This is a genomic window from Lamprobacter modestohalophilus, assembly GCF_016583905.1.
Classification (GTDB): domain Bacteria; phylum Pseudomonadota; class Gammaproteobacteria; order Chromatiales; family Chromatiaceae; genus Lamprobacter; species Lamprobacter modestohalophilus.
Genome location: NZ_NRRY01000137.1, coordinates 1 through 1997 on the forward strand (window position 1 = coordinate 1; position 1997 = coordinate 1997).

At 64.3% G+C, this 1997-nt stretch carries 2 protein-coding genes; one reads left to right on the forward strand and one right to left on the reverse strand.

What is annotated here, in order from left to right; translation table 11 throughout:
- The first annotated feature begins 264 nt into the window (after window positions 1–264).
- Window positions 265–882, forward strand: a complete 618-nt coding sequence (locus CKO42_RS26330) for a class I SAM-dependent methyltransferase (RefSeq protein WP_338035013.1) — start codon at window positions 265–267, stop codon at window positions 880–882.
- 126 nt (window positions 883–1008) lie between these two features.
- On the opposite strand, the gene CKO42_RS26335 is transcribed toward CKO42_RS26330, so the two are convergent.
- Window positions 1009–1767, reverse strand: coding sequence for a peroxiredoxin-like family protein (locus CKO42_RS26335; RefSeq protein ID WP_200252378.1), 759 nt, complete (start codon window positions 1765–1767; stop codon window positions 1009–1011).
- Window positions 1768–1997: the final 230 nt, after the last annotated feature.

Below are 1997 nucleotides of genomic sequence, written 5' to 3' on the forward strand. Positions count from 1 at the left end.
CAGGATTGCAGTCTGGGGCCATCGGCCCCAGAGCCTGACGCCTGACGACGTCTCTCTCTGAATCTGCCGCCGTTTTCACCTCGTTCCCCCTTGCTCCGCCCGGAGCAATGCGTACAGGATGCCGAGCAGGTATCGCAATCAGCTCGCCGATTTCCCCAATCCCCAGCAGGTACCACCTGGTGCCAGCGAGCAGGATCGTCTTCAGCGACTTGGCGCAGACCTCTGCGCGCCGATCCTCCTATCAGCCCGACACTAGGGTTTCCCGTGACCGACATAGCCACCTCCACCGATCTGACCATCGCCCGCTATGGCGCCGATGCCGAGCCGTTCTTCGCCGCGACGGTCGACGTCGACATGTCGCCGCTCTATGCGCCGTTTCTGGCCAAGCTGGCGCCCGGTGCGGCGATTCTCGACGCTGGCTGCGGTTCCGGTCGCGATGCCCGTGCGTTTCGGGAGCAGGGTTATGCCGTCACGGCCATTGAGCCGTCACCGCCGCTGGCGCGCCTGGCCGAGATACACACAGGACTGCCGGTCGAGGTGAAGCGCTTCCAGGCGATCGACTGGTGCGAGCGCTTCGATGGCATCTGGGTCTGCGCGAGCCTGCTGCATGTGCCGCTGGCCGAGCTGCCCGTTGTGCTGCAACGTCTCGCGCGGGCGCTGCGCCCCGAGGGTGTGCTCTACGTCTCGTTCAAGTATGGACACGGCGAGCGCGACAGCGGCGGCCGTCACTTCACCGACCTGAATGAGACCGCGCTGGCCGAGCTGCTCGACAGCGTGCCCGAGCTGACGCTGCTGGAGACCTGGACCACGGCTGACCGGCGCTCCTGGCGCGAAGCCGAGCAGTGGCTCAATGCGCTGCTGCGATTAACGCCACTGGGATGACAGACAATAGGGTCGCTGCCAGCCTGGCTGGTCTGCGCGTGAGGCGCCCGGAGTTGCACCTCATGCCGCGCGATCTGGCTCACAGCACTCCCCATCTGCGATGGGATGGAGCGCTCGTCTCCGCCGCTAATCGCCGACCTGCTCCAAGGCCGCAATGATCGCGGCCGGCTCCATGCGTTTGCGATAATCGACGTCGGCAAACGCAGCGCGAATCACGCCGTCACCATCGATCACAAAGGTTGCCGGCACCGGCAACACCCGCCGATCGGGGCCGTTGTACTCGGCCAGGTCCAAGCCGAGACGCTCACGGTAGACGGCATCCAGATCGGCAGGGACCTCGAAGTAGAGGTCATAGGCTTGCATCACCCGATCATCCAGGTCGCTCAAGACCTCGAACGCATAGCCGTCGTCCTCGACCTGCTCACGGGATTTGTCCGGCAATTGCGGCGTGACCGCGACGAGCTGCGCACCCCGAGCCTCGATCTCGGGCAGGGATTGCTGCAGCGCGCGCAGCTGCAGGTTGCAGTAGGGGCACCAGGCACCACGATAGAAGGTCAGCACCACCGGCCCTTCGGCGAGCAGATCGGAGAGCCGCACGCGCTCACCAAAGGCGTTCGGCAGGCTGAAGTCGGGCGCCTGAGTGCCGACCGCCAGTCCTGGCTCTGGCATTGCAGTCGCCAGATCCTCAGCGGCCCGTTGCATGATGGCCCGATCGGCCGCATCGAGCTTGGGTCCGCCGGTCTTGGCGCGTTCCGCCTGAAAGGCGTCCAGTGCCTGTTGATAGCTGGGCAGGGGCGCCTCGGTCGCGGTCTCGGCTTGCGCGGCTGACGCCAAAAGCAGTGAGGAGGAGATTAGCGCGATCAGGGGTAAGGATTGCTTCTGCATGATGGTCTCTCGAGAAGGGGTGACAGCCAGAGGGCGATGGTTGCGCAAGCGGATCGAGCCTGGTCGATGATTGCGCACGCAGGTCAAGGTTGGTTGCGACGAACTGACCCCTTAAGACCGGTGTGATGGCCGAGTTCTTTCAACCGAATTGGTCAATCTTTCAACCGGGCTTTCAATTCAGTCAGTCCTCTCGATGCTGAGTCTGCGCATGCTCCTGCTTTCGGTGCAGC

What these genes read in the sequence shown, in the direction of transcription:
- CKO42_RS26335 (WP_200252378.1), bottom strand. Translation starts at nt 1,767, where the DNA reads ATGCAGAAGCAATCCTTACCCCTGATCGCGCTAATCTCCTCCTCACTG.